Raw genomic sequence first — 21,253 nt, 5'->3', positions numbered from 1 at the left:
AATAGCGGCTGCAGCATTTATCGATAAGGTCCCGCATTTCCGTTACCGGTCAGCCATTACTTTTCAATTGTAAACCACATGTCAGTACGCTGGCCCGTTTCAACGACCCTTGTCTTCTTGAGCACGATCTTCATGCCTTCAAGATGCTCAAAAAGCCGCTGCCCCTCGCCAAGCAAAACAGGCATAATGCCAATTTGCAATTCATCCACAAGACCGGCCTTTAGCAATTGTTGGCCGACGCTCGGGCCGCCCACAACCGTGACATCTTTTTCCCCTGCGGCTTGTTTGGCTTGCTGAATCGCAGCTTCGACATTATCTACGAACGTAAAACTTATACGGCCGTTTTCTTTTGGTTTTTTCTCCGGCGCTTGCTCAGTAATAACAAAAATGGGTACTTGAAACTCATAACCATCGGCGTAGCCATCAGGATCACTAGCCATTCCAAAGGTTCTGCGCCCCATAACTGCAGCCCCGGTTGTGTCAATCCACTCCTGCATCAGGTCGGTCTGGCCAAGCTCTATCATATCAGGATAGAGCAAGGCGACACTGCCATCCGCGTCATTAATGAATCCATCAAGCGACATCGTCATACCGAAGACTACTTTTGTCATTTTCAAATCCTCCTCGAATTATAGATCGCAAACTAACTAGGGCCGACAGAAACGGCGACGCGCGCACAAGCAGCGGTTATGCTGGAGCGATTCCGAAAGCCTATACTTTCTTAAGTGGTGAAAAATCTTGTGTACCCTTTTTCAAAGCTTGGTTTCCTGGGATTTCCCTGAATATTTTCGATCATATCATACAAACCATAGATTCTATCGTACATTTGGCTTCTTTCATATAGTTTTGTATCTGCTGAACCATACTCCTCAAATACCGCGCGCCTGAATTCTATAGGATAATAAGCCATATACATAAAATCCAATGCGGGGTCTTCTCTTCCCGCTTCGCTAAAATCTATAATTCCAATCCGACCGGTACTCTCATCCCACAGAATATTATCATAGTGGAAATCCCCATGTACAATACATGTCCGAACCGATGCCGAAATTTCATAATAATTTTTAAGAAAGTCCTTCACTTGCTCCATCTCTGATTGTGACAGTTTGGACTGTAGCAACTTAACCCCTTCAACCATATCATTCCGAACTTCTTCTCCAAAACCGGTCTGTAAAACCAGTTTTTGTTCTGATGCCATATGAAGTCGTTTTAAAAAACTTCCTACTAGTCGACCTATTTGTTGTGCACTTTCCAAATGTTTTTCCACATAATGAGGTGTAATTCGAGAACCTGGCACATATTTTTCCACCACAAAAGTTTGGGTTGGAGAACAATACAGACACTCAGGCAAAACCGGCTCTGTCTGCCTTGCTAAACTCCGAATCAGTTCTTGTCGTACGTTGTAGCGTTCAACCTGTAATCCTTTGCGATAGAAAGCAACTACTGTATTCTTATCCAAAATCAAAACATCTTTTTCGCAACCCGTGGTGATGAAGTCAACTTCCTGAAAGGACAGTTCCCCCATCTCCGCTCTCACATGTTCCAACCTTTGCTCCATTAATTGCTTCTCCCAATTATCCAAATCCATCAGCCCCTCATGCGAACGATTGCCTTCCAACACTATCTGCAGCCTCGTTGCACATAAACAGGCGTGCAATTATAATTATCCCTAAAGAAGGAGATGTAACAGCTTCTGCCTATTACTTCCCAAATGGAGAGCTTATGAAAAAGATTGAGGAAACGATATATAAACATTATGAGCTGAATGTGTCGCACCTTACGCCTCAACAAGGCGGCTGGTCCGCGCTTGCTTACAAGATGATTGCGAGCAACCGCCCTTACTTCTTGAAAATTTACGAGAAAAGCAGAGCTTCCACTCCGAAATGGACTGCCCTGATAAACGAATATGTCCCTGTCCTGATCTGGCTTCATCAACACAGCAGTCTAAATGGAAAAATCCCCGTTCCCCGCGTAACAAAAGGCGGTAATTACCAATGCTCTAACGCTGACGGTATTTTTCTGCTCTATGATTACATCGAGGGAGAAACAATTGGAAACCGGGATTTAACGGACAATCAGGTGGTACAATTAGCGAACATAATTGCAGAGCTTCACTCGTACGACGAACAGTTGCCAATTAAAACGCAGCATCTTAAAGAAGATTTCTCCATTCCTTTTGTCAGTCAATTAAAGCAGCTTATCAATGGGCAATCGATTGCTCCATTAGACGTAAGAGAAGTGATAAACCAGAATTCGGAACAATTAAATGAACTTATCGATGATATTGAAAAACGATCAAGGGATTTGCTGCCACGACCCTTACGAAATGTACTATGCCATACCGACCTCCATAACTGGAATCTGATGATAGCAAAAGAACAGGTTATCTTAATCGATTGGGAAGGATTGCGACTGGCACCCGTCGAGGCGGATTTCATGTTCCTTGTTGATCAACCTTATTATGAAACATTTTTAAGCGTCTATCGGAAACGACATCCTGATTTCGCCCTAATCCCCGACGTTCTGCGTTTTTATCAGGTAAGACGCAGACTAGAGGATACTTGGGAATGGATAGAACAGCTTTTATTCGACCAACAGGAATCCCATGAACGAACGAAGACGCTGGCTAGCCTCACGAAAGAATTGCAAGAAATGGCCGATTAACGCAAATCCTCGCGCTGTCTGAACACCGCACCTGCCGCGCCGAACAGCAGCAGAAACAGCAGCGCGACGATCGCCGGCTCCAACATGTCCGCCCCCCCTGCCTGCCCCAGCTCAAGCGGATGCACGATTCGATTGACCAGCCACCATGAGGCGATGCCGGCCCCGTCCTCGCCCAGCAGCAACGCGGCTAGCGCGGACAGACTATAGCCGACAAGATTCAGCGCAAGCAGCAGCCCGATAATCAACCCCGCGATCAGACTGCGCGCCGCCAGCGCCACGAACAGCATCATCACGGCAAATGCCCAATGCAGCAAAAATTGCAGCAGCAGCAGAAGCGCATATTGCCCCAGCTCGCCGGTCGGCGCATTCTCAAAAAACAGCAGCCTCCCGAGCGCGTTCGCCGCTACCGCCGCGACAAACAACAATAGCGTAAACAGCGCCAGCAGCAGCGCTTTTGCCAGCACGCTCGATACCCTCGCATGACGCATGGAGATATAGTTTTTGTAGAAGCCTGCGCTGCGTTCGCTCCAGGTATAATGAACCGTGAACACAGCCACATACAGCAGCATCCATGAAGGCGGCTGTGCCAGCATATATTGGAAAAACTCGCTGGCGCTCAACGAGCCCGGCCCAAGGCCGGCACCGGCACTGTAGCTGTCGGCATAACGGCTCATCATAAATATTCCGAACAACTGAAAGGCGAAAAACACGGCCAATAGCAGGGGCAGCATGTTGTTTTTACGAAACCGCCGGAAGTCCATTCGCAATATATTAAGCATTCCGCACACCTCCGCTCCCGGTACGCTCCAGAAAATATTGCTCCAGGCTGACCTGCTGCCTGGCGATGCCATGCACCGTGACGCCGCCCTTCACGAGTGCGGCATGAATCTGGTACAGCTCGGCATGCTCGTCATACACCTGCAACAGCTGACTATCAAGCAGCTTGTAACGACGAATGCCCAGCTCCGCCTCCAGAATCGGGATCGCCGCCTCCGGCTCGGTTAGCCGAATCTCAATGCGCTGCTCGCATTGCTGCAGCAGTTCGTCGCGCGAGACGATTTCGACCATCCGTCCCTCATGCAAAATGCCGAACCGAGTCGCCATCTTCGACAGCTCCTCCAATATGTGGCTGGCAATCACGATCGTCAGCCCCGTCTTGTTCAGCTCCAGCAGCAGATGCCGGATATCGACAATGCCCTGCGGGTCCAGTCCGTTGATCGGCTCGTCCAAGACCAGTACATCAGGGCTGCCTAGCAGCGCGAGAGCAATACCGAGCCGCTGCTTCATCCCAAGCGAATATTCCTTGACTTTACGCCTGCTGCTGTCGGCCAAGCCGACGCGATCCAGCAACTCCTCGATCCTGGGTTTGCGCGCCTTCATGCCGTAGGCATCGGCCAGCAGCTCCATATTGTCGAACCCGCTCAGCTGCGTGTACAGGCCGGGGTTCTCCACCAGCAGCCCCATTCGTTCATGCAGACTGCGCTGCTCGCAAGTCGAGCGCTCAAATAGGCGCATACTGCCTCCAGTCGGATAGATCAGCCCGCCGAGCAGCTTTAGTAGCGTCGATTTTCCGGCTCCGTTGCGTCCGATAAGTCCAAAGATTTCCCCTCGATACAGCTGCAAATCGATCGGGTGCAGCACCGTGCGCGAGCGATAAGCCTTGCTTATCTGATTCAGCTCTATGATGCATTCCTGCATTCCCGTCACCTCCCTGCTCTCATTTAACACCGAGAAAGCCAAGTTGACGTCAAGAAAAAGTAAAGAAATCGTAAAGCCCGATCTGTAATAGCAGCTTTTGCAGCCTACGGCTGCGCCCGGCTCAGGCGAAAGCCGATTCCCCAGATCGTCTCGATATAGCTTTGCTCGCAATGCGCCTTGATTTTATTGCGGATGTTGCTGATGTGCACCGTAATCGTTTTGTCCTCGCCCATATACGGCTCGTCCCAGGCCAGCGTGTACAAATCCTGCTTGGTAAACACCCGGCTCGGATTTTTGAGCAGCAGCTCGAGAATACGATATTCCTGACGGGTCAGCTGAAGCGGATGACCCTTTACGGTCGCATGATAAGTTCGGCTGTCCAGTAACAACTGTTTATGCCGGTACGCCGGCTCCGCCTCCGAGGCTGGCCCAGCGCGCTTTAGTTGGGCGTGTATCCTGGCGATCAGCTCCGCCAGCTCAAACGGTTTGGTCACGTAATCGTCGGCGCCTCGTGCAAACAGCTCCAGCTTGTGATCCAGTTGATCCCGCGCAGACAGCACGATGACGGGCACGCTCGAGCACAGCTCCCCGCGCAGGCGACTGATTAGCTCTTCGCCGCTCAATCCAGGCAGCATCAGGTCTAGCACGATCAGTTCGTAGCCGGTTTGAGCCAGATAAAGCATCGCCTCGCTGCCGGAATATGCCTGCGTACATCGGAAGCCTTCGCATCGCAAGCCTGCGGCGATAATTTCGCTGATTTGCGCATTATCCTCCACAATCAGAATTCTGCTGTTGGCTCCTCGCTGGTTTTCCGTTCCTCGCAAATCGTCGATTTCTCTCCGGCTCATACCCTCTCCTCCCGCTTCTTCGGCCATCGGATCCACAGACAAAATTGCTGATCGAGCTGCTCCGCCCGTACCGATCCCTTCATCTTCTGCACAAGCGATTGCACAATCGTCAGCCCCAGCCCCGAGGTCTGTTCGCTGCGCGCCGGGTCCGCCTTATAAAAACGCTGAAACAACCGCTCCGCGTCAATCGTTCGACCAGGGGGGAGCGGATTGGCGAACATAAACTCCCACTCGCTCTCCGTCTCCCGGCAGTGAATGGTTAATCGGCCTTCGCCATGATGCACGTAGTTGCTCAGCACATTCCCGAATACCCGCTCGATCGCATGCGCCTGTCCGACGACAAGCGCTTGGCTCGGCAGCGCCAGTTCTGGCTCATAGCCGGTAGCGGCGATCGGCTCCAGTTGCATGACCAGGCTGTGCCGCAGCAGCTCCGCGGCGTCGACCGTCGACAACTCCAGCCTGTAGTCCGGGTTCTGCAGCTTCGTATAAAGAAACAGCTCCTCGATCAGCTTGGCCATTCCCTTAATCCGGCTGCGGGCCAGCCGCACATAGTCTGCGCGATGCGAAGCCTGCTCGGCACGTTCCGGCACTGGCTCAGTTCGCTCCTGCACTGGCTCTGCTCGCTCCGCCAGCTGCAGGTAGCCGTCCAACGCTGCGAGCGGTGTGCGAATATCATGCGAGAGGCTCGCGATCGTCTCGTGGATTTCCTCGTTTTTTTGAATAAATCGCTGATTCTGCGCCCGCCGCTCGCGCAACAGTTCATTGCAGCTTTCCACCAGCCGGGACAATTCCCGCGACTGGAGCTGCGTCGTGATCAGCTTGAAGGAGTCGTGTTTGCCGATGAAGTCCAGTTGGCGACCAACATCTCGAATCTGCCTTCTATAATACAGCCCGTATCCGGTTTGCAGCACCAGCAGCAGCGATACGATGAGTAAAGCAGCGAGCATACGGCCACTTCCTTTTCGATTTGGCATCGGCGGAACCTAAGCCTCGGTAACAATATCCTCATCTTACCACAGCCAAGTGCCTCAAAGGCGCACTGAATCTCTGCCATTTGACTTGCCAATGCCCGCCGCTAAGAATTGCATGCGGCGGAACCAACTCCCTCGCTCCGCAATACACTGGAAGGGTAACCGTGACATTCGCCCGGAAAGGTGTGCTGATCATGAGAGGAACTGCTACTCCCTTCTTCGTGAGGGGTCATACGGCCAGAGGGCCGTGGAATTTGCTGGAATCGTCGCTGATGGGGATTGATTTGCTGTACGTGGCGCGGCCCGCGCCCGCTGCCGCCCAATCCGCCGCGATGCGGATCATCGCCGAAGAGGCGCTTTCCGCATCCTGCGATGTATGGCTGTTGCATCGGCCCGAGGATCACGAGCTGCTCGACGGCGTCATTATTCCATCCAGGAAAACCGGATTTATCCATGAAGGGGCGCTTCCCCTTCACATGCGACCGTTGCCTGCCGATATTCGCTGCAAGGCGATCCATCTGTCGCAGGCGGCGTCCGGTTCGGAGAGCGGATTGGGATCGGGGGATTTAATCGTGGCGGAGGGCTCCTTACAGGAGAGCGAAGGCAACGCCTACAATTGCTTTGCCCGCGCGTTGGACATTCATGACGACTGGGAAGCGATTTACATCAGCGCCATGAGCTTCGAAGCGGCGAACCGCGTGGCGAACGCATACGTCTCGCGGCTGTTCGGCGAAACCTCCTTGCCCAAGGAGGGCCGCCGAGACGACCGTTTCCTCGGCGCTGCAACGCCTGCCGGGGCAATCGATTTTGTCCCGGGGCTGACCCAAGGCTTGAAACGCTACCTGATTAAAGGCCGCGCAGGCTCCGGCAAGTCGACGCTGCTGAAGCGGCTTGCCGCGGAGGGGCTGAGACGCGGCTACGATGTAGAGGTGTATCACTGCGGTTTCGATCCGAACAGCATCGATATGGTCATTGTGCGCGAGCTTGGTACAGCCGTCTTCGACAGCACTGCGCCGCATGAATATTTTCCCGACCGCGAAACCGATGAAATTATCGACATGTACGATTTATGCATTGCGAAAGGAACCGATGAATTGCATGCCGATCAACTGGCGCCGATTCAATCCGGCTATGCCTCCGCCATGAAAGAGGCCATCGGGCATTTGGCCGAAGCCAGACGTCTTCGCAATGCCGCCGAGCAGCCTGCGGCCGAGGTTGTTAACATGCAAGAGATTGCCGACGCCGCCCGGGGTTGGGCAGCCGAGCTGCTGCGGAACGGAGCCAACGGTCTGCGTACTGCCCCTGATGGCACGGCATAATGGCTGATGCCAGCGACTTAACAACATTTGTCCCAAGAAAATTTGCCTACGGGCAATCAAGAAGTCAAGCAGGCCTATGCGCATATGCATAGGCCTGGATGTGTTTTGTCGGCTATGTTATGGTGTCGCGTTTGTTCCCTACACCTCAAACTCAAAGATTCTTGCCGTGAAGTTTAGAGTTTGCGTCGGCGTCGTAACGTTTAATTTGATATATCAATTTAAAGCAACTTAATCAGCGCTTCCAGCTCATCAACCCATACTTTTGCGAGTTCAAACTCATTATTTTTTAAAGCCACTTCAATTTTCATTTCAATCGATCTTTTATTTTGTTCCTTTTCTAGATAGTCCTTGTCAAAATGGCTGGCATAAATCATCTGTCTAAATTTTCGAATGCTCATCTTTCTGATCGTCTTATCTTCAATGATTAACACATAATCCATACCATTAACCACAGAATAGAAATCATGAGAAATCATCAGAATCGCGCCTTTATAATCTGCAATAGCTTTTTCCAGCGCGATCTGTGAATAGATGTCCAAATGGCTGGTCGGTTCATCAAGAAGCAATACGTTTGCTTTGCTGGCAGCAGCCTTAGCCAATTGAAGCATATTTTTTTCTCCGCCGGATAAAGAGGATATCCTTTGATTAACGATTTCCCCTTCAAAGCCATAGCTTGCAATAAACGATCTAACTTCATCATACGTTTTAAACCCGGCATCGATGAATTCTTCTAGTATGGTATTAGATTCCTTTAGCACTTCGCCTTGATTTTGCGATAAGTAAGCCACTTTAGCGTCGTCGTTGATTTTAATAGACTCATGATTATTTTTAAAGATATCTCGAAGTAAAGTCGTTTTCCCGGTACCGTTCGAACCAATAATGGCTACTTTGTCCGCAGATTTGATCTCAAAGCTCACATTGTCTAAAAGCAACTCTTCAAAGGCAGCACTATAATGATCGACTTGTACGACAGTGGTATCTTCCATTTCAGTATCCATGCCAAAACTAATATTCGGTTGCTTAATATCAACAAATGGTGCTTTAATTCTTCGCGCTTCCAATCTTTCTTGGAACTTGACTCTTGCTTTTAATGCTTTGCCTCTAGAAGCCTCTGAATTATAAGTTGCGATTACTCTAAGATTAGCGATTATGTTCTCGTTTCTCTCCAATTCTTCATCCTCGGCGATTTTGAGCTCCTGCAACTCAACCTTAGTCTGAAGCAAGGAGAAGTTATAATCTATATATCGCCCTTCGAACTCTTGGATCTCCGTGATTTCGAGGTGTATGATTTTGTTGAAACAATGATTCAATAGATAGCGGTTGTGCGTAACCACCAGCAACATGCCTTTGTGGGAATTAATAAGATTCTTAAGTCCATTAAGGTTTTCAAAGTCTAGAAATACATCCGGCTCGTCCATAATCATTAAGTCTGGACGGCTAAGCATTTCCTTCATCACTTGAATCAGCTTGAATTCCCCGCCGCTCAGGTCGGAAACCTTAAGATCCTTAAGCTTCATGAGGTTTGCCAGATTAAGCTTCTTACTAATATTGCTTTCAAAATCTTCCCCGCCGATGGAATCTAATGCATCTAAAGCGAATTGATATTTTTCTAATAACGGCTCAATATCCGATGATGTTTCCATCTCCGTACAGATTGCGGTTATTTCGTTTTGTATCTTAAAATATTCTTCCCCTAAATATTCATAAACAGTTGTTTCTTTCGTTTTGTCGAATTGCGGGAATTGACTTACATGCCCAATCCTGCAAGTCGGGTCTATTTCCAGCTTGCCCTCGAACAGGTATCTTTCCGGATCCATCAGTATGTCTATCAATGTGCTTTTCCCGTTGCCGCTTGTTCCGATAAAAGCGCAATGCTGCGCCTCTTCAAGCGTAAAGGAAATGTTTTTGTATAGTTCCTTTTGCGGAAATGAGAAGGATAAGTTATCAACTTTTATCATCGTGTTTCCTCTCTTTATAACTGAAATAGAGACTATTATTAGATGTATTGCAAATTATAGTTTCGAGTTTACCGTTGTAAGAGTAACACTGATTATAACCAACTTCAATCTATTTGTATCTCATATCTAGAGGGAAAAGTTTCATGCTACTCCCCGCATACAGGCGAACCTTCAAAGTCGAACCACGATAAAATGCAATACATTGTTTACATTTTGTTAAACTTCATTTACAATCATTTCAAATCAGCAACCGGAAAGGATCTCTTGCATGCTTGTTAACAACGTACGTGAACTAAGGGCGCGCTTTAGATGGTCGCAGCAAGACCTGGCGGATGCCATCGGAGCCACTCGCCAGACCATTGGGTTAATCGAGAAAGGCGATTACTCCCCTTCGATTACGCTCGCGCTTAAAATTGCAGCAGCTTTTCAACTGCCCGTGGAGAAAGTTTTTTATTTAAAGGAGGAGGGATAAGATGTTCGCACAGGTTATGCGTTCGCCGTTACTATCAACCCTATTGTTTCTTAGCACGCTGGGTTTGTTTTATCTACTGAAGTTAATGCTGTCGGGGGAACTTTCGACTACGACGGGAAGAATTTATTGCGCCCTCTTCGCTGTCCCTCTAGGCGTGCTGTGGGTGACGCTTGTAAGAGTTTATAATCGCAAAAATCCGAAAGACCGCATTAATGTCTGGGCCACAGTTCCGTTTGAAATTCGGGGCGTGGATGAGGGACAGCAATGGATCACGTTCAAAGCTTGCCGAAACGTCTATATTTACTACAGCTCTTGCTTGCCCATAGCCGTGGGAACGGTCATATTGCTTCCGTCCAATGCTGTCTACACACTAATCATTTTCGGGTTGCTGGGACTGGGCCAATTTCTCGTTTATAGTCTAACCATGTGGAAGTATAGCCGCGTCTGATTCCTGTTCAGTAATTAACCTATTTCTACCGAGGGGAGTTTAAATTCCGATGAATCTAGCCGTCAAATGGATACGAGAAATCAAAGAGCGCGATAACCAGCATAGGCTGAAAGGCTACCGCGACAAAGCGGAGCTCATCCGCAAACGGAACTTGGATGCGTGGTACGATGGGCAGCTTCAAGCGGAATCCCTCCGGCTGCAAAAAGAAGCAGAATCGGGTACGCCTTTGGACGAGCTGCTTGTCGATGCCTATGCGCTAGTCTGCGAGGCCGCGAAGAGAACGCTTGGCTTACGGCCCTACGATGTCCAGCTCATGGCTTCCATCGCTCTGCACGAGGGATATGTGATCGAGCAGCATACCGGCGAAGGCAAAACGCTCTCTGCCGTTTTGCCTGCCTATCTGCACGCGCTATCCGGCGAAGGCGTTCATGTGCTGACCTTTAACGATTATTTGGCGAAACGGGACGCGGATTGGATGGGCCCGATCTATCAGTACCTGGGGTTAACGGCAAGCGCGGTTCAAGCAGGCATGCGCTTGTCCGAAAAACGGGAAGCGTATGCCTCGCATATCACCTATGTAACGGCCAAAGAAGCGGGGTTCGATTACTTGCGCGACACGATCGCTCTGGACGAAGCCGACACCGTGCATCGTCCGTTCCATTACGTCATTGTCGACGAGGCGGACTCCCTGCTTCTCGACGAAGCGCGGGTGCCGCTAGTCATTGCCGGCGAGCCGGGTTCTTCCGGCGACGATGGTTCCCGTTTCGCGGCAGTCGCCAGGCAGCTCCGGCAAGAGGATCATTACGATTTCGACGAGTACAAGCGAAACGTTTATTTAAGCGAGGCGGGTGCGGCGAAAGCGGAGTCGCTGCTGGGATGCGGCAATTTGTACGAAAGCCATAATAGTGATTCGTTAATGGCATTAAATTGCGCGCTGCATGCGGAATTATTATTGCAGAGAGACGTCGATTACATCGTCCGGGACGGTAAAATCGAGCTGATCGACGAATATACCGGCCGCGTGGCGGAGAACAGGCATCTGCCGGACGGGCTGCAAGCCGCGCTTACGGCCAAAGAAGGGCTGCAGTCGAAAGCCGGCGGGAACATTCTCGGCACGATCACCCTTCAGCACTTTCTTAGCCTGTATCCGAAGATTTGCGGAATGACGGCTACCGCGCATGTTTCCGCAATGGAATTCGGAGATATTTATGCGCTGGAGGTCGTGCCGATCCCTCCGAATCGTCCCAACATTCGGATCGATTATCCGCACCGGATTTATTCCCATAAGGAGGCCAAACTTAAGGCGCTTGTACAAGAAATCTCGTCCGTCCATGCAACGGGGCGGCCGATTCTCATTGGAACGTCTAGCGTCGAGGAGTCTGAGATGCTGGCGGAGGCGCTAGCGGCGGCCAACGTACCTTGCCATGTTCTGAATGCGAAAAACGACGCAAAAGAAGCCGAGCTCATCGCCAAGGCGGGAGAACTCGGCGCTGTGACGGTGTCCACCAACATGGCGGGACGCGGCGTCGACATTCGGCTTGGGGGCGGAAACCCCGCGCAAGGGGAAGTCGTCGCCAAGCTAGGCGGGTTGTACGTGATCGGTACGCATATACACCAAAGCGTGCGGATCGACAACCAGCTGCGCGGGCGATCCGGTCGCCAAGGCGACCCAGGGGCTTCCGTTTTTTTCGTAAGCTTGGAAGACGAGTTATTGCTTAAGTTCGGCATGGAGAAAGAATTGCGCGGTCTCAGACAGGATGAAGCTCTAAGCGAATCCGTGCTCCCCAGCAAAATTTCGCATATTCAGCGCGTGATCATGGGCCAAAACTTCCATATCCGCCAGGAGCTAAACAGTTATTCGGATATGGTGGAGGATCAAAGACGTATGTTATACGCGGAGCGGCTCGATATTTTGAATGGCAAGGCGCCGATGAGCGCTTCGGAGCAGCGGGTACGGCTTTATTTTATAGACAAGTTCTGGGCCGAGCATCTGGCATACGTTTCTTACATTCGCGAAAGCATCCACTTGACGAGCCTTGCTAACCGCAATCCAATCGACGAATTCCATGAGCAGATCATCCAGGCATTTGCGGAAATTCCGGCTAAAATCAATAAGGAGTCAGCGGATATGCTCATAAAGCTGGGAGGCTCCAACGATCCGGCGATGTGGGAAAAGTTCGGGCTAAGGACCCCTGCTTCCACTTGGACTTATATTATCAACGATCAATATATGGAGTCCCTGCAGAATCGCGGTGCATGGAACCCGGGGACGATAATCGCTTATTGGATGCGCAGGATGTTGCGACCGGTATTCGGGTGGTCGAAATTTTAATCCCACGTAGCGAGACACGCTCACCCATTCATTCCGCGCCCATGCCGCTTCTGTTCTCCCGGCTGTTTGTAACGACAAGTTTTTGAAATAAAACAAGGGCATTCATAAGAGTGCCCCTGGCTTGTACCTCCTTCTATCTTGACGAGCAGACCTGCTTCAACGAGTGATTGGAGCCGTGCGCTCAAAATATTCGTTGAGGTGTGCTCGCGTGAAGCAAGAAACTCGCGGTAATACCGCTTGTTATGGATGAGGACGTCACGAAGTATGACTAGGCTCCAGGGATCACCCCATATGTCGAGCGGATATACGATTGGACAAACTGTGGAAGATCGCTTTTTCATGAGATTGATTATATATTTCATACTTCATTAGTCGATATTTTCGTTGTCAGCACCTCTATGTGTTTCTTTCTCCGTCCCGGTCAACAGCTCTTTCGTCCCGCTCTTGAATTCACGAAGCGTGCGTCCGAAGGCTCTTCCGAGCTCAGGGAGCTTACTGGGACCAAACAACAGCAGCGCTACTAAGATAATCAAGATAATACCCGTCGTACCAATATTAGGCATACCCATCCCTCCTATTAGTAATTCCTCCGCGAGACTCTCCGATTATCTCGTTCCGAAAGTCACACCGCCGATCGAAGAGATGATGAAAGTGAAGCTTCCCGTAACCGTTCCGCCGCCGCCCGTTTTCGATTTCGGAAATATCTGCAAGGAACCTGAGCTGGACGTTCCCCAGGAAAAAGCGGGCGTGCCATCGACGATTGACGACTCCTCGCTGAACGAAACGGTTTTGACCTCCGCCACGGTTGCCGAGGCTCGGCGATAGAGCAAATGATAGACGGCGACCTTGGAGCCGTCCGCATTATAGGCTTGGACGAATATTTCGGCTCCGGTCGGGGTATGGCCGGATATTGTCGACATATCGGTGGGGCCGATTAAAGTTGTTCCCGTATTTTCGGGCACTGTAGCGGTCACGGTTACAGAAGCTACCGCCGCCCGGTTTCCAAGCTTTTTCATATTGGTTCGAAGGGCCGTGGATTCGTTGCGATCCTTCAATTTGCTCGAAACGCCGCCCCCGTTAATGAATAACCCGTCGGATTGGCATTCTCCGTACGCCGCAACGCCGCCCGAAATGGATACGCCGTAATGATCGATCGTTGACAGATCGGTAGTACCGAAGTAAGACGGACTTGCGTTTGAACCAATTCTTGCATCTATCGCGCCTTGGGTCGTTCCCATATGAATCATGCCGGAAGGGGATGAAATTTCGATACCGTGCAGAGAAGGCTTTTCGAATTTAATCGCGCCTTCTGCAATGCTAGCCGAAAGGAACTTGCTGCTGTTCGCAATCTTCAAAGCGCTTGCCGGCCTATTTTGCCCGGTCAAACCGATTAGAGTGGAACCGCCGATCGCCAATTGGCCAACCTCGCTGATGTATACGGCCTCTTCCCCCCCTTCGAACATCGTGTTCGTTCCTCCGATGTTCAGCCATTCGGCATCTTGGACCCGCAAATGATTTTTGGAAGTTGGCATATTACGCCCGAAGTGGGTGTAATTATCGGCATACACCAGACCGTCTATTTGTTCGATATACGTCCCGTAATCGCGTAAAAACCAGCCTCTGCTGTTCTGTATCTTAATGTCATTAAACGCATATAAGTCCCCGCCTTGCTTGATCAGCTTCACCATAGATCCGACATCAAGCGCGTTAAGATTATCGATCGTGATAAGTCCAACCGCATGTCTGCCCGTATTCGTGAAGGACTCCCCCTTGATCACCGTATCGACCAGCCTTGCCCGAATATTCAAGAAGTCAAGGAACCTGCCTTTTCGTACCACAAAACCGTGATCTCCGCCTGCAGCGGAAGATATCACCCCTATGCCGTCTATCCGTGCCCACAGATCGCCATTCGTGGCTCCTCCGATGATAAACCTAAGATCCTTGAACCAGCCGCTACCCCAAATATCGCATGGGGTATCGATAATCAATTCGGCGTCGCCAAAATCAAGAAGACCGCTTACGCCAAGCGTTAGCCCGTTGTTATAGCATTCTTGTATCGCGTTAATGAGCGTCGCGGTGTCATTGATGGAGCCGATAGATAACCCGAATTCTCTAGCGTCGATGATGGTTCTTTTTTGAATTCTGTCGAGAGTCTCTTGCACCGTTTCAGCGCCGTAACCGATACCGCTTGCGCCGGTACCGGATGCAAGCGAATGCTGCAGCTTCCGTAATTCGTTATCCCCTTGCTCTTCCGTCATACTTTCCGCACCGTAAGCCGCCGTACCGCCCAGCATAACGGCCGCTCCGGCCATCCCAAGATAAGACAGCACCTCCCGGCGGCCCATCAATCGCTTGTTTTCTTTCATCCTGGCAACCTCCCAAATTGGATTTAACCTCCGCTCATCCCTTAACGGCTCCGAGCGTCATTCCTTTGACGAAGTACTTTTGCAGGAAAGGATACAAGAGTAGAATTGGCAGTGAAGTATACATAACCGTCGCCATTTGGATGGACAGCGGCGGAGGCGGCGGCGCGCTCAAGTCGATTGCCCCGAAAATATCGCTTTGTCCGACCATCACGACCTGTCTTAACAGGACCTGTAAGGGCCATAAATCCGAGCTGTTAGTATATATTATGGAAGCGAAATATTGATTCCAGTTGGCTACCGCATAAAACAACGTGAATGTGGCCAGCGCCGGCAGGGATAACGGCAGCACGATTCGGAAAAAAATGCCGAGATCATTGCAGCCATCAATTTTGGCCGATTCCAGAATGCTTTCGTGAATGCCCTCGAAAAACTCCTTGAGCACGATCATATTGAATGCCGACACGGCGCTCGGAATCACGATCGCCCATAGCGAATCGATAAGACCCAACCCGTTGACCACAAGATAGGTCGGGATCAAGCCGCCGTTGAAGAGCATGGTGAACAAGACCATCAGCATGATCCATCTCTTGCCGCTGAACGAACGACGCGAGCATGAATAAGCCATGGAAGAAGTGAAGGCGATATTGATAAGCGTACCGACAACGGTAATCCATACGGTATTTTTTAAGCTGCTAAAAAAAATACGGGTATCGTAAATATACTGATAGGAAGTGAAATCCCATTGTGTCGGCCATAGCAGGAACCGTTGAAACTCCTTCGCGTTGTCGAGCGACAAGAACGACATGGCGAACACATGGAGAAACGGAATGAATGTCAACACGGAGAATCCGAGCAACAGGAGTATATTAGTGCCGTCAAAAATACGATAAGACCATTTCGTGGAAAACAAAGCCGCCCCTCCTTTCGATTAATACGCTGCGAGACGGCGAGGTTCGAAACACCTCCCTCGCAGCTCGCCGAACGAATCCCTACTTTGCGTTCTTGGCCTTGTAGCTTTCGTTCATCTCTTGAATCATTTGATCCGCGCCCCGGGTCTTCCATTCCTCAATCAATAGATCGTAATTGTCGATTGGTTCTCCATTGACGATTATATTAACGACCCCGTCCAGCAAAAATTTGGATAACTCCTCGCCCTTATCGATCTTCGTTTTAGATATCACACCGAGACTCGCGTCCTTATACGGCGTCCCGGATAGCGCGGTGTCAATGGCTTTTTTCTGAATTTGTTTGATCTCATCGGGCAGGCTTGGGTTAATGAGGAAATCGCCTTCCGGAATCGGATTCGTCAGCAAATATAAGCCGGGCCGTTCCGAATTGCCCAAGCTCGTGTACGACTTGGTACCGTCGGCATTGTTCGTAAAATGAACGCCTTCTTCCCCATCGCCGAACGGCACGATGCCGGATGCATTCATTTGATCGTCGAGTATTTGCAATAGGCGGTGGACTTTCCCTTCGTCGCTGCCGGCTTTTGCCGATAGAACATTAAAGCCATAGAACCCGCTGCCAAGGGAATACGAGCCTTCCGTCCCGTCCAACGCAGTCAGCGGTGGAACGACGTCCCATTGAAAGTCGGGGTTGGCGGCTCTTGCCTTGTTCAACCGCTCCGGAGAGTACGCATTGAAAGCGAAATCGCCGTGAATGCCGGCCTTGCCGAGCAAGAAATCTTCTTCCGATTGGCTAGATTTCATCAGTACGAAATCTTTGCTGATATACCCCTCTCGGTACCAATCGGTCACAAGCTTAACAAGCTCCCTCCCGTTCGGCGCAGCCCAGCCAGGCAAAATTCCGCCTTTCCCGTCCTCCACCCACGACTGGAACGGCATCACCTTGGTCGGTGTGAACGCCGCAACGCTGCTTATAAATCCAGAGGCGTAGGACATCGCCATGCCGTAAGTATCCTTTTGGCCATTGCCGTCCGGATCGTTTTCCGTGAATGCTTTCATGACGTTCGTCAATTCCTCGTAGGTGGTCGGCATCGGAAGATTGAGCTTATCCAACCAGTCTTTCCGGATCGATAGTACCCAGTTGGAGGCCGCACGGATCCGTGGAATTCCATATAGATGGCCTTTATACGTCATCAGATCTAGTACATCCTGCGGAATTTTGGATAAGTTGGGATAATCCTTGATATAGTCCTCCAGCGGTAAAAAAGCTCCTGCCTCCGCATAGTTGTAGAACGTTTGAGTACTATCTTCTATTAAAGTGATATCAGGAATATTGCCGGATGCGAATGCGGTTGCAAGCTTATTGTTGTAATCGCCGGATGGAACCGAGTTGAATTGAAAATCGATGTTATACCGCTCGTTGATGGCCTGAATCCCGTAGCCGGAAGCTGCCGGCGGATTCCCGTACAAAATCGTCATCGCTTTCACCGCATATTTCTTATTCATGTCATCCGCTTTCGGACTTGCGGTTGAAGCTGGCGTCGGCGATGGATCAGCCGGGGATGATGCACAGGCGGCAAGCAGGCTTGCTGTCGTAAGGATGCTCAACATCGTGAATGCGGGTTTCGTAACTTTCATAGAATGACCTCCTCCAATTACTTTCAAGTTGAATTTCTTATCTTTTAAAACAACCCTTTTTCTCCCAATCTCCTAGTCAACCAATTCGCCGATGCGATCATCAACAATCCGACAATCCCTTTCGTCAAGCCGACGGCTGCCGCGAAGCTGAAGTTTCCTTGGCGTATCCCCAGAAAGTATACATAAGTATCGATTACTTCACCGACTTGGGATACTTGCGGGTTCAGCATAAGAAAGATTTGCTCGAAGCCGACATCCAGCACGCTCCCCATCCGGAGAATAAGCAGGATGCAAACTGTGCTTCTAATACCCGGAAGCGAAATATTCCACATTTGGCGGAACCGTCCGGCGCCGTCGATTTTGGCCGCTTCGTACAGCTCCGGGTCGACGCCCAGGAGAGCGGCCAAATAAAGGATGGTTCCCCAGCCCGCTTCTTTCCAGATCGATTGCAAAATGATAAGCGGCCGGAACATCGCCGGATCCGTCAGCACATTCGCATTGTCATAGCCAAGGCCCGCGAGAATGCTTGTCACACTTCCGCCGCTGTTGAACAGAAGGTAAAAAACGCCCGCCACGACGACCCAGGACAAAAAATGCGGCAAATAAATGACCGTCTGGATCAGCCGTTTCAACCAAGGATAGGCTATCTCATTAATCATCAACGCCAAAACGATCGGTACGAAAAACACAAAGGCGATCTGATAAAAACTGAGCACAAGCGTGTTCCATAAAACGCGTAAAACATCGGGACTGTCCATCATGCGTTGAAAATATTCGAAGCCGGCCCAGGGGCTCTTCCAAATGCCCGTAAAGGGGTTGTACTTCTTAAAGGCGATCACAATGCCGAACATCGGCAAATACTTAAATACGGCGAAGTAGATCAGCCCCGGCAAAACCAATAACCACAAATACTTTTCTTTCCGTAAACGACGAAAGCCGCTTTGCCGGCGCCTATGAGCTTCTGTACGTATTTGATCCCCGGCGTTTGTCGTTACTTCCAATCGGTTCCCTCCTGTTTTTTAAAAAATGTGTCATCGATGACATGACCCCATCATTGCGGAATTCTCCGTAACAATCAATAATCACTTTTTAATGAATATCTCTAGCCTCTGCGCCGCACTGCCACTAAAAAATGATACATGAGAAAATAATGATACTTCCAATGACGGGTACGCTTGATGCTATAATGGGGTCCAGGCATATTGAAATTATCTGTACAGGAGTTGACTCCCTTGATGAAGAAGCTTCAAGGCTTAAGGACCTGGATACGCTTCGGCCATCAAATGAAAAAAAAGCTGCTGGTCAGCCTGCTGCTTCTATCCAGCATTCCCGTAGCCGTTATCGGACTGTTCGCCGCAAAATTTACGTCATCCATCATTCTTGATCAAGCCTATCAATCCAATATGTACTTTTTGCGTCAGAACGAACAAGAAATGGAGGCGGTTTTTAGACGTCTGAACGATCTGCTGTTTCAATTCACCTATCACAATTACAATTCCCATAATCTCGCTACGCTTAATCGTTTCACGAGTGAGGATCTTGTCGCGGCCAATTGGAAAACGGTTCTGCAATTGGGGGAAATGCTCAACGTCGTAAAAGGCGGTATGGACCACGCGCTGGAAGTCGATTTCTACTCTCCTAATTACAAAAAAGTTATGACCTCCGACGGAAACATCTTAACGGAAGAGCAGTTCAACGACCCCAAGGTGTTGGACGAATCCCGTAACCATCCCATCGGCAGCCGCTGGATCGATACGCGTATGGGACTACAAGTCAACGAACGATTTACGAAGCCGGTCATTACTGTGATATACCCTTTCATGCAAAGCACGGGCAACTCGCTGGGCGGAGCCATTATCATTTACTTCGATGCGAGCAAGCTAAGCCGGCTGTTGACGCTGCCTCCCGAATACCCGTCATCGTCCATGTTCATTGCCAATAGAGACGGCTACATCCTTATGCACTCTAACCCGGATGCCGTCGGAACCCGTCTGAACGACGATATCGTTCAGGAGTTAAACCATCCCACGAACTCCGGCGACTCCCCAGGCGATCTTTCCGCCATCGGAAAATATACGGCAAATTTGGGGGGCGAGCATAGCTTGATTTATACAATGCCCTCCGGTACTCATGAATGGAACTATATCATTTCGATTCCTATGGAGGCTTTGAATTCGAAACCCAAACAAACCTTGTATACGATTTCTCTTATTAGTCTCACTCTTATTCTAATCGCCGTATTCATCGCATTGAAGGCATCCCGTAAAATTTACGAACCTGTACAGCGACTTACCGGCAAGCTATCCGATGGGCAGACGGAGGGTTTCGTCGGAGATGAAATTCAATGGCTCGATCGTTTTGTAAGCGGCGTGATGGAACAAAATCAAAAGCTGTCGGAGGAAGCTGCCGCCTACTTTACGCATATGGAACATTACCGTTTGCACCAACTGCTGCTCGGTAATCCCCAGGATTCCGCAGTCATGACGAATTGGACAGCCGGACAAGACGAAGCTCACTACGCTCTGTTCCTCATCGAAACAGATCAGTTGATGCTCGATAAGACCTACTCGCGAAACGACCAATATTTATTTTTCTATTGCGTGCAGAATATCGCTCAAGAGGTTCTGCGGTTACGAAGTCTTGTCCCTCATATTCTAACCATGCATCCGGGCTTATTCGCTGTTCTGATTCCTATGGCGCATCCTCCCGGCAATGAATCGCTTCGGACGTATGGGAACGAGCTGCTCAGCGTATTTCGCCGTCACTTGCCTTTCCCGGTTTTTATCGCTGCAAGTCATTCAAGCTTTGGCATATCGGATGTACACGATGCCTATATCGAAGCAGTCCGTGCATTGCGCTACCGCTTCATGCTGGGCGATAAAGAAACCATAATAATGAATGAGCTTGAACCCCGGCTTGCTTTCCAGGTGGATGTTCTTTATGAGCAAGAAGTGAAAATATGCGCGGCGTTGCAAGCCTGGCGAATCGAAGAAGCTTTAGAAACATTCGATCTGTTGACCGAGACAATGAAGGATGGATACGAAATGACAAGGGAGTTTGTCACCGGTTTCTTCACCCGGCTTTTTGCATCCTTGATCAAGGCGTCTAAACAACAGCAGAGTAAGGCCGTGTCGCAGGAAATGATCGAATCGCTCCTTCTCTCGCTTGCCGAACAACCGACGATATCGGATATGAATCATTATTTCAAGACGGCGATCATCCCGCTCTTGGTGCCCAAGCAGGAGGACCAAACAGCCGAAAGAATCCGCATTGTGCAAGAAGTGCTGAAGTATATCCATGCCCGCTATGATCAAGATATCTCCTTACAGCTCTGTGCCGATCTCGTCCATATTCATCCCGTTCAGCTCAGCCGAATATTCAAACAGATCGTCGAGGAGAATTTTGTAGACTATGTCATTGCATACCGGATGAAGAAAGCGATGGAGATGCTCGACAACCCGACGATCAAGCTTCAGGATATCGCCGAAAAACTGCGGTATACTTCCGTTCAAAATTTTATCCGTACGTTCAAAAAAACAACGGGCATCACGCCCGGACAATACCGGAAGCATGCGGAACAACAGGCCGCCGAGTTCTCGTTTCCTACGTAAAGCTCCTCCAACCTCAAATATCA

18 protein-coding genes are annotated in these 21,253 nt (G+C 50.0%); 6 read left to right on the top strand and 12 right to left on the bottom strand.

The genetic code is table 11. From position 1 onward, the window contains the following. Positions 1 to 56 precede the first annotated feature (56 nt). Together PAT3040_RS26780 and PAT3040_RS26775 are read right to left on the bottom strand one after the other, a co-directional pair. Positions 57 to 611: a dihydrofolate reductase family protein gene (locus PAT3040_RS26780; RefSeq protein ID WP_108995090.1), complete on the bottom strand. Its 555-nt coding sequence runs from the start codon at positions 609 to 611 to the stop codon at positions 57 to 59. 110 nt (positions 612 to 721) lie between these two features. Then, complete coding sequence (locus PAT3040_RS26775) at positions 722 to 1,621, bottom strand: phosphotransferase family protein (RefSeq protein WP_108995089.1); 900 nt, start codon at positions 1,619 to 1,621, stop codon at positions 722 to 724. Between the two features lie 101 nt (positions 1,622 to 1,722). Here PAT3040_RS26775 and PAT3040_RS26770 point away from each other — a divergent pair, with 101 nt between their 5' ends. Continuing rightward, complete coding sequence (locus PAT3040_RS26770) at positions 1,723 to 2,664, top strand: aminoglycoside phosphotransferase family protein (protein WP_108995088.1); 942 nt, start codon at positions 1,723 to 1,725, stop codon at positions 2,662 to 2,664. On the opposite strand, the gene PAT3040_RS26765 is transcribed toward PAT3040_RS26770, so the two are convergent. From PAT3040_RS26765 to PAT3040_RS26750, 4 genes are all read right to left on the bottom strand, one after another. Next, positions 2,661 to 3,443, bottom strand: coding sequence for an ABC transporter permease (locus PAT3040_RS26765; protein ID WP_181376855.1), 783 nt, complete (start codon positions 3,441 to 3,443; stop codon positions 2,661 to 2,663). The genes PAT3040_RS26770 and PAT3040_RS26765 overlap by 4 nt on opposite strands. After that, complete coding sequence (locus tag PAT3040_RS26760) at positions 3,436 to 4,362, bottom strand: ABC transporter ATP-binding protein (RefSeq protein ID WP_108995086.1); 927 nt, start codon at positions 4,360 to 4,362, stop codon at positions 3,436 to 3,438. Before PAT3040_RS26760 ends, PAT3040_RS26765 begins: the two co-directional genes overlap by 8 nt. Before the next feature lie 104 nt (positions 4,363 to 4,466). Then, positions 4,467 to 5,210 (bottom strand): response regulator transcription factor, encoded by a 744-nt coding sequence (locus tag PAT3040_RS26755; protein ID WP_108995085.1) that lies wholly within the window; start codon positions 5,208 to 5,210, stop codon positions 4,467 to 4,469. Further along, a complete protein-coding gene (locus PAT3040_RS26750) occupies positions 5,207 to 6,157 on the bottom strand; it encodes a sensor histidine kinase (RefSeq protein WP_181376854.1) in 951 nt (316 codons plus the stop codon). The genes PAT3040_RS26755 and PAT3040_RS26750 overlap by 4 nt, the downstream gene beginning before the upstream one ends. A gap of 218 nt (positions 6,158 to 6,375) precedes the next feature. On the opposite strand from PAT3040_RS26750, the gene PAT3040_RS26745 reads away from it, so the two are divergent. Next, positions 6,376 to 7,500, top strand: coding sequence for a hypothetical protein (locus PAT3040_RS26745; RefSeq protein WP_146200568.1), 1,125 nt, complete (start codon positions 6,376 to 6,378; stop codon positions 7,498 to 7,500). 218 nt (positions 7,501 to 7,718) lie between these two features. Here the strand turns inward: PAT3040_RS26745 and PAT3040_RS26740 are convergent, their stop codons facing one another. Further along, positions 7,719 to 9,458, bottom strand: coding sequence for an ABC-F family ATP-binding cassette domain-containing protein (locus PAT3040_RS26740; protein WP_108995082.1), 1,740 nt, complete (start codon positions 9,456 to 9,458; stop codon positions 7,719 to 7,721). A gap of 268 nt (positions 9,459 to 9,726) precedes the next feature. Between PAT3040_RS26740 and PAT3040_RS26735 the strand changes: the two genes are divergently transcribed. The 3 genes from PAT3040_RS26735 to PAT3040_RS26725 are packed head-to-tail and all read left to right on the top strand — an operon-like array spanning position 9,727 to position 12,710. Further along, positions 9,727 to 9,930 carry a helix-turn-helix transcriptional regulator gene (locus PAT3040_RS26735; protein WP_087570447.1) on the top strand — a complete coding sequence of 68 codons (204 nt, stop codon included), beginning with the start codon at positions 9,727 to 9,729 and terminating at the stop codon, positions 9,928 to 9,930. Position 9,931: 1 nt separating this feature from the next. Continuing rightward, entirely contained in the window at positions 9,932 to 10,378 is a 447-nt protein-coding gene (locus tag PAT3040_RS26730; protein WP_108995081.1) for a hypothetical protein, read from the top strand. 49 nt (positions 10,379 to 10,427) lie between these two features. Next, positions 10,428 to 12,710, top strand: coding sequence for a preprotein translocase subunit SecA (locus PAT3040_RS26725; RefSeq protein ID WP_108995080.1), 2,283 nt, complete (start codon positions 10,428 to 10,430; stop codon positions 12,708 to 12,710). 368 nt (positions 12,711 to 13,078) lie between these two features. Here PAT3040_RS26725 and tatA read toward each other — a convergent pair whose 3' ends face one another. From tatA to PAT3040_RS26700, 5 genes are all read right to left on the bottom strand, one after another. After that, positions 13,079 to 13,273, bottom strand: a complete 195-nt coding sequence (gene tatA, locus PAT3040_RS26720; protein ID WP_181376853.1) for a twin-arginine translocase TatA/TatE family subunit — start codon at positions 13,271 to 13,273, stop codon at positions 13,079 to 13,081. Between the two features lie 42 nt (positions 13,274 to 13,315). Beyond that, entirely contained in the window at positions 13,316 to 15,076 is a 1,761-nt protein-coding gene (locus tag PAT3040_RS26715) for a hypothetical protein (RefSeq protein WP_108995078.1), read from the bottom strand. 34 nt (positions 15,077 to 15,110) lie between these two features. Then, positions 15,111 to 15,986, bottom strand: a complete 876-nt coding sequence (locus PAT3040_RS26710; RefSeq protein WP_258235173.1) for a carbohydrate ABC transporter permease — start codon at positions 15,984 to 15,986, stop codon at positions 15,111 to 15,113. 79 nt (positions 15,987 to 16,065) lie between these two features. Beyond that, entirely contained in the window at positions 16,066 to 17,619 is a 1,554-nt protein-coding gene (locus tag PAT3040_RS26705) for an extracellular solute-binding protein (RefSeq protein ID WP_108995077.1), read from the bottom strand. Between the two features lie 44 nt (positions 17,620 to 17,663). Further along, a complete protein-coding gene (locus PAT3040_RS26700; RefSeq protein WP_258235172.1) occupies positions 17,664 to 18,620 on the bottom strand; it encodes an ABC transporter permease in 957 nt (318 codons plus the stop codon). Between the two features lie 234 nt (positions 18,621 to 18,854). Here PAT3040_RS26700 and PAT3040_RS26695 point away from each other — a divergent pair, with 234 nt between their 5' ends. Then, complete coding sequence (locus tag PAT3040_RS26695; RefSeq protein ID WP_108995076.1) at positions 18,855 to 21,230, top strand: helix-turn-helix domain-containing protein; 2,376 nt, start codon at positions 18,855 to 18,857, stop codon at positions 21,228 to 21,230. Positions 21,231 to 21,253: the final 23 nt, after the last annotated feature.

The organism is Paenibacillus agaridevorans (assembly GCF_003112455.1).
Classification (GTDB): domain Bacteria; phylum Bacillota; class Bacilli; order Paenibacillales; family Paenibacillaceae; genus Pristimantibacillus; species Pristimantibacillus agaridevorans.
Note: the sequence above shows the minus strand (reverse complement) of the source record. Positions and strands in the feature narration are given on the sequence as shown.

Bases quoted from the DNA above. Each gene is read 5' to 3' on its own strand.
- PAT3040_RS26780 (WP_108995090.1), bottom strand. From the start codon at position 611: ATGACAAAAGTAGTCTTCGGTATGACGATGTCGCTTGATGGATTCATT.
- PAT3040_RS26770 (WP_108995088.1), top strand. From the start codon at position 1,723: ATGAAAAAGATTGAGGAAACGATATATAAACATTATGAGCTGAATGTG.
- PAT3040_RS26765 (WP_181376855.1), bottom strand. From the start codon at position 3,443: ATGCTTAATATATTGCGAATGGACTTCCGGCGGTTTCGTAAAAACAAC.
- PAT3040_RS26760 (WP_108995086.1), bottom strand. From the start codon at position 4,362: ATGCAGGAATGCATCATAGAGCTGAATCAGATAAGCAAGGCTTATCGC.
- PAT3040_RS26755 (WP_108995085.1), bottom strand. From the start codon at position 5,210: ATGAGCCGGAGAGAAATCGACGATTTGCGAGGAACGGAAAACCAGCGA.
- PAT3040_RS26750 (WP_181376854.1), bottom strand. From the start codon at position 6,157: ATGCTCGCTGCTTTACTCATCGTATCGCTGCTGCTGGTGCTGCAAACC.
- PAT3040_RS26745 (WP_146200568.1), top strand. From the start codon at position 6,376: ATGAGAGGAACTGCTACTCCCTTCTTCGTGAGGGGTCATACGGCCAGA.
- PAT3040_RS26740 (WP_108995082.1), bottom strand. From the start codon at position 9,458: ATGATAAAAGTTGATAACTTATCCTTCTCATTTCCGCAAAAGGAACTA.
- PAT3040_RS26735 (WP_087570447.1), top strand. From the start codon at position 9,727: ATGCTTGTTAACAACGTACGTGAACTAAGGGCGCGCTTTAGATGGTCG.
- PAT3040_RS26730 (WP_108995081.1), top strand. From the start codon at position 9,932: ATGTTCGCACAGGTTATGCGTTCGCCGTTACTATCAACCCTATTGTTT.
- PAT3040_RS26725 (WP_108995080.1), top strand. From the start codon at position 10,428: ATGAATCTAGCCGTCAAATGGATACGAGAAATCAAAGAGCGCGATAAC.
- tatA (WP_181376853.1), bottom strand. From the start codon at position 13,273: ATGCCTAATATTGGTACGACGGGTATTATCTTGATTATCTTAGTAGCG.
- PAT3040_RS26715 (WP_108995078.1), bottom strand. From the start codon at position 15,076: ATGAAAGAAAACAAGCGATTGATGGGCCGCCGGGAGGTGCTGTCTTAT.
- PAT3040_RS26705 (WP_108995077.1), bottom strand. From the start codon at position 17,619: ATGAAAGTTACGAAACCCGCATTCACGATGTTGAGCATCCTTACGACA.
- PAT3040_RS26695 (WP_108995076.1), top strand. From the start codon at position 18,855: ATGAAGAAGCTTCAAGGCTTAAGGACCTGGATACGCTTCGGCCATCAA.